The sequence below is a fragment of the Vibrio rubrogenes genome (assembly GCF_059641415.1).
Map to the genome: position 1 here is coordinate 1 of NZ_JCARSY010000077.1, position 3,784 is coordinate 3,784.

4 protein-coding genes are annotated in these 3,784 nt (G+C 30.2%); 3 read left to right on the forward strand and 1 reads right to left on the reverse strand.

What is annotated here, in order from left to right; translation table 11 throughout:
* The first annotated feature begins 129 nt into the window (after positions 1-129).
* From AC55NX_RS20480 to AC55NX_RS20490, 3 genes are all read left to right on the forward strand, one after another.
* Positions 130-678 carry a hypothetical protein gene (locus AC55NX_RS20480; RefSeq protein ID WP_496997414.1) on the forward strand — a complete coding sequence of 183 codons (549 nt, stop codon included), beginning with the start codon at positions 130-132 and terminating at the stop codon, positions 676-678.
* A 143-nt stretch (positions 679-821) separates the two neighbouring features.
* Positions 822-2,690 carry a DUF3696 domain-containing protein gene (locus tag AC55NX_RS20485; RefSeq protein WP_496997415.1) on the forward strand — a complete coding sequence of 623 codons (1,869 nt, stop codon included), beginning with the start codon at positions 822-824 and terminating at the stop codon, positions 2,688-2,690.
* Complete coding sequence (locus AC55NX_RS20490; RefSeq protein WP_496997416.1) at positions 2,687-3,688, forward strand: hypothetical protein; 1,002 nt, start codon at positions 2,687-2,689, stop codon at positions 3,686-3,688. Before AC55NX_RS20485 ends, AC55NX_RS20490 begins: the two co-directional genes overlap by 4 nt.
* A gap of 14 nt (positions 3,689-3,702) precedes the next feature.
* Here AC55NX_RS20490 and AC55NX_RS20495 read toward each other — a convergent pair whose 3' ends face one another.
* A complete protein-coding gene (locus tag AC55NX_RS20495; protein WP_496997417.1) occupies positions 3,703-3,771 on the reverse strand; it encodes a helix-turn-helix domain-containing protein in 69 nt (22 codons plus the stop codon).
* Between the last annotated feature and the right edge of the window lie 13 nt (positions 3,772-3,784).

A 3,784-nucleotide genomic window follows, 5' to 3' on the forward strand; every position in this document is an offset into this window, starting at 1 on the left:
AAATAAGGGCTGCTTACTGAACATGGAGTCTTTGAACCATTACTTGATTACATCGTAAGCCAGTCTCATATCAAAAGCCTTCCTTGGATGAATCGTGTTGTTTTCTCGTGCCAATTGTTATTGGAATACATGGAAGCCAACGGGGATTTGTTCTCCAGCCCAAGCCTTTTATTTCAAACTTTTGTTCAGCGTCTTTCCTTGGGAACAATTGGTAAAGATGGAACTGATCCGTCGAGTTTGTATTGGCTACCGCGTTCTGCGTCAAATGTGAACCAATTACTTTCAGCGTTAAACGGGCTAACGGATTGGTTGGCTAAAGAGCGCAGTACACAAAGCTTAAACCCGTTCGAACAGGCGTCATCCCATCAAGAACGATTGAACTATGCGGCATGGTTTAAGCGCAACCAATACAACTTTTTAGGGCATATCAAAAGCAATCCGTTGCCAGAAGTCGTTAAACAAGTACGGAAAGTAAGAGGAAAGAAAGACGTTCTTAAAGTTGATGGCGATGCAATATCATTTCTAGAACACTTGTTTAAATCATTCTTTATTGACGGTGTCGGCAGAGCAAGAGATCCCCGAGTAGCGATACGCGATCAGTTAATACTCTTGTTAATGCATGGAACAGGCGTTCGAGAAAGTGATGCTCTGCATCTTTGGGTAGATTTCATGACTTGAACTTCTAGATTCTAAGTCGAGAGTATAGATATCTATTAGAAAATTTCAGCATATATACATGCACTTATATTGTATAATCATTGTTTTATGCCACTAAATGCATTAATCTCATCATAGTATCCCTCTCATTTATGGTGTCGTAAATGTTAAATAGTATTAATATAAAAAATTTCAAGTCATTAAATTTTTCTGAAAAATTAAGTTTTAAACCATTAACACTATTTTGTGGAGCGAATAGTTCTGGAAAAAGTTCTATTTTACAAGCGATTTTGTTGGCTTCGCAAACAGCTAATAGTCAGTTTTCTGGCAGTAACATGCTTTTAAATGGGAAATATACAAAGTTAGGTGGTTTTGATGATATAGTTAAAAATGGAAAATGTGATGATTTAATAGAATTTGAATTAGATATCAAAGAAACCAGGTCGAGCTACATAACTAGAATGATAATTAAATTTGAATTTGGACTGGATTCTAACGATGATAAAATAGATAAAATAACGCCTCCAATTAAAAGTATCATATATCATATATTTACAAAAAATAATGAGAAAATATATATATCATTAATTTCAACAAAAGAAGGTGGTGTTTTTGAAATAAAAGATAGCAGTGATATATCAACATTTTTGAATGATGATTATATCAAGGATAAAACGGTTAAAGATATTCATTTAGATGGAATAAAACCAGCTAAAGCAACAATTCAATATAATGAAACAAGAGATAATATCTATTCTTTGTTGAATTTCATGACTGATATAAAAATCACTAATTTTAGCGAAGGCTCTCATCGGCAGCAAAGTCTTTTTTATAATGAAGATAATGATTTTATCAATAAGAATTTAATTAGATTAATCATAGATTTTTCTAAAAAACATTCAGATAAAATAAAAAGAAAAATAGAAAAAGACTTATCTTCAAATATTGATGATATTTTTGGTCGTATAGAGTCCAGACCTGGGTTTACTAAAGAAAATTTAGCTAGATTAATATTGGATAATGCTCCAGTTTTAAATGAAGAAATGTTTGATACTATAAGAAATGCCGATATTTCAAAAGGTAAGTGGGCTTCATTTATGAAAGGGGTTGGTAAAGAAAAAAGAAAGATACTTATAAATTTCATTAACCGAAATCGTGATGATATAATTGAAGAGTATCTGAAAAATATAGATAATGAATACAAAGAAGAATCATATTTACCTAAGATATTTTTCTATATATCATCATTTATTAATATGAATTTATCAAATGATGTTAAATATATCGGTCCTCTTAGAAGTAAACCAAAGTCTGTATATCCCTTATCTGATATATCAAATGTAAGAGATATAGGGGTTGAAGGTGAAAATTCGGCAGCTATTCTCCATATAAATCGAAACCAAATTATCGATTTTCCAATTATCAATGATGAAAATGAGTTGGTAGTAAATAGTAGTAAAGATTGTTTTTTAAGTGCTTTGCATTACTGGCTCAACTATTTGGATATAGTAAAATCAGTTGAAACTTCGGCACAAGGCAAATTTGGTTATGAATTAAAGGTTTCAGTAGAAGATGGCAATGAAGTTCAAGATTTAAACCATGTTGGTGTAGGGGTTAGCCAAGTAATACCAATTGTAATGCAGTGTTTATTATCGGATAAAAATGATATCTTGATTTTTGAACAACCAGAGTTGCATTTACATCCAAAGATTCAATGTAAATTATGTGATTTATTTATAGCGATGTCTATTTTTGATAGGCAAATAATCATTGAAACGCATAGTGAATATTTGATAAATAGATTACGTTACCGAATAGCTCAATCAATAGAAACAAATATAAAAGATTATATAGCTATTAATTTTACTTCTAAGTATGATGGGGTAACAAAAGTGGATAATATAGAAATATCGCCATTTGGTGCGATAAAAAATTGGCCTAAAGACTTTTTTGATCAAACACAAATAGAAGTGGAGAATATTTTAATATCAGCAAATAAAAAAAGAAAACTACTAAAAGGTAGTAAATTATGATTGTAGCAATTACTCCAAATGCTTTAATATATCCCCTATATAATGTAGCAATTAACTTTGATGATTTTCTTTCTAATTTTGATAAGCTTAAATATATATCGAGTGATAGCAATATATTTTCTCCTTTGCTTTTTGATGATGTGGTTGACGTATTACAGAACGCAGAATGTTTTCCTACTAGTCAAATTTTCAAACGTTATGTTGAGTCAAATGGATTAAATGAACTAATTGATTATATGGATTTGGCAAATTTATTTACTAGAATGCTTTCTAATATAGAAAATTTCAGTGACAGATTCGGTTTTTTTGATGCAGAAGCTTATGATGGATTTAGACCTGAAAAAATATCGTCTACACCAATAGCTGATAGCATCATAAATAATGAAATTATACTTTGCTGTTATATCATGTATTTGAATAGTGTGGAAATTAAACCACTTGTTGATGAAAATTTATTGATACATGATTATGAGCATATGATTGATAAGGTTACATTATATAAAACAGATAACGATATCATTGAGGAAGAGGATTTTAATGCTAAATGTGTTTTATTTGACTCTTGTGATTCAATAATATCTTCATGTGACCCAGATTTTATGTGGAATAAATCTATTTCGATAAAAGATTATACTCAAGCAATAGTAGCCAAGTGTAAACAAGTATCAAATGGGAAATATATATATAATGAAGAATTTTCTTTGGGTGATAATTTTATAAATTCATTAAATAGTCATCAATGTTCAAATGATGGTAAGTTTTCTTCTACATTGTTGGAGTGCATGGCTAAAATTATATTGAAAACTCCTAAAAATCCTATAAATATTTTTTATACGGATACAACAAGAAAAGAAGCGAGGAAAAGAAACAATGATATTGCACGCAGAACTCATGTAACTAAATCTGGTTTAGGACTGAGGTTGATGTTTTGGGAGTTACCATGTGGAAAATTTGAATTTGCTAATGTTGGAGTTAAATCGGAACTAGTAATATTATAATAATATTTTAAATATTATTTTGAATTCAGTGCCTTGTACACACTATTCCGAGAAATATTTAATTCGCGAGCAATCGCTGAAATTGAGAAGTCTAGA

Excerpts from the sequence above, each read along its gene's own strand:
- AC55NX_RS20480 (WP_496997414.1), top strand. The coding sequence starts at position 130 with ATGGAAGCCAACGGGGATTTGTTCTCCAGCCCAAGCCTTTTATTTCAA.
- AC55NX_RS20485 (WP_496997415.1), top strand. The coding sequence starts at position 822 with ATGTTAAATAGTATTAATATAAAAAATTTCAAGTCATTAAATTTTTCT.
- AC55NX_RS20490 (WP_496997416.1), top strand. The coding sequence starts at position 2,687 with ATGATTGTAGCAATTACTCCAAATGCTTTAATATATCCCCTATATAAT.